Origin of the sequence: Leptolyngbya sp. BC1307, from assembly GCF_002286735.1 — a bacterium.
Taxonomy (GTDB): Bacteria; Cyanobacteriota; Cyanobacteriia; order Phormidesmidales; family Phormidesmidaceae; genus Phormidesmis.
The window spans coordinates 1-2,050 of record NZ_NRTA01000120.1; the positions used below are offsets into that span (position 1 = coordinate 1).

Annotated in this window: 1 protein-coding gene; it reads right to left on the reverse strand. The window is 40.2% G+C overall.

The features are described from left to right. Positions 1-554: 554 nt before the first annotated feature. Positions 555-1,838 carry a hypothetical protein gene (locus tag CKL79_RS22240; RefSeq protein ID WP_121971689.1) on the reverse strand — a complete coding sequence of 428 codons (1,284 nt, stop codon included), beginning with the start codon at positions 1,836-1,838 and terminating at the stop codon, positions 555-557. Positions 1,839-2,050 lie beyond the last annotated feature (212 nt).

Here is a 2,050-nt window from a genome sequence, read left to right on the forward strand (position 1 = left end):
GAAGATACAATCATGACTAGTTTTTGTTGGGACGGGATCTATGATCTCATCCCTTTTTTCTTATTGGCAAGTCCTCCCACAACATCTGGATGCGCCCTATGGCCAGTCATGCTAACAGACTGAAATCAGAGATTGCAATCTTAAGAAATACGAATTCTCAGTTGTCTGCTCAGAACTCGGAACTACAAAAGGACTATCAAACGCTATATCAGCAGTACCAGAACAATATAGCGCTTTTGAAGAAAAAAGTAGAGCCTAGAGACGCTCCACAGCAAACTATCGTGTCAGCAAGAATGCAGGAACCTCACAAGAAGGTATCGAAAGAAGGACAGCTAACAGAACAAGAGTGAAGCATCATTTCAAATCAGGACGATTATGTGATAGTAAGTGGTCATACGAAGAACAATGGAACTGTAGTTGCTCCTTACTACAGAAGACGACCGGACAGAAGGAGTCGGAAATGACTTTTTATATACTTGTTCAGTGTAGTTCCGTAGCTACTAGGGAGTAAAATAGCGTTGTTGTGTTTACATAATAGAAATAGATAAAAATCGTCACGCTTCTCTACATATAATGCTTTCAGCGCCTTGCATTATGGCTGTATCTAAACAGCTTTCCAGATGAGCCTTTTTAACAGCATCTAAACGTTGCCTACCGATAGCCTTTTCCTCTTCATTTATAGCGGCTTCAGGAAGAGGATAACTACTCAAGACTTTCACATATGCAGGTTCTATATTGACTCTGGCCCTGCCAACAGCTTGTCTCAACTCAGATTCAATGAAATAGAATTGTAAGAGTCGTAGGTGTTCATTATCATAGGCGTTAAACCAAAAACGAAAACCGTTGTGAGTCACACATTTCTGTCCTATTCTATTAAAGTCGCTGGCTTTCACTGGCATTTTCAAGATACTGGCGTAAAGAGCTAGGACTATAGGATTCACGTGTGGAGTTCCTACCACAGCAATGTCCTGCCCTCTTAAATCATCAAAACCAGTGGTTTTGTAAAAGTGCATGTCCTTAACAGGGTTAGGGAATTGAGACTTGAATTTTGCGAAGGTGATTGTCGGCAGCTCTCCCACCTTTTCAATAGCCTGAGCTATGTTTCGAGACAGGGAAGATCTACTAAAAGAATATTTAGTATCCTGCTCAATAAGGCCTGCTAAATTCACATTTCCAACATCGTAGAATTTCAGCCCAGCTCCCAATAAATATTGGTAAAGCATTTCGTTTGATGTTGCGGAGAGAATGATTACTTTCTTGTCAGAAGGCAAGTCATACTTTCTAACATAGAAAATAGTCGCTTTGTCACAAGCATCAACTATAAAATAACTAGCATCAAAGAAGTGGAGGATATCACCATCGAATTTAATTTGGCTACTCAAAACACTCTCTTCAATTGCCCTAAAATCTGAGAAAACAGTAGCGTCCATAGGGCGAGGGCTTGATATTTTACCTGACGTAATATCATAAATCAGAGCTTGTAGAGTTACTTTATCGCTTTCGTTTTTCAATACGGATTTTAGTCTAACTAAGTCGCTGATTGTAACTTTATTAATGGGTAGTAAAGCGCTGAGAATATCTTCATCGAAAATAAGGGTGTCATGCTTCCAGTCTGTAAGCAATGCTCTCTGATGGGTAGTGAGAATTGTTTTGGAGGTATCGTAGCATTCGGTGCAATTTTCTAAATATTTTCTAACGCTTTCATGTTTCTCTGCTGCATTCTGAAGGTAACGACTTACCTCTTGATTGGCTCCTATTGAATAGTAGTAATTGAGATGTGATTGAACATCTAAGGGTAAAACGTCAAGCTCAGGGGTAATCAGATGCTCCACTTGCATTCTATTAGATACTTCTAGTTTTAGAGCGTGGTTTGGAAACCCGATAACCGCTCTTTCTAAAGGGGTTAAAATCTCCGTTTTTCCTACGGCTGTAGGGACTTTTAGGATATTTATGGGGTATCAACTCAAGGCGGGAAAAGCAGAGCTTCTAGTCAAGTAACAAATAGCACATTGGCCAGGCGGATAGAAAAAGCTCTGCGGCGAAGCCCAGA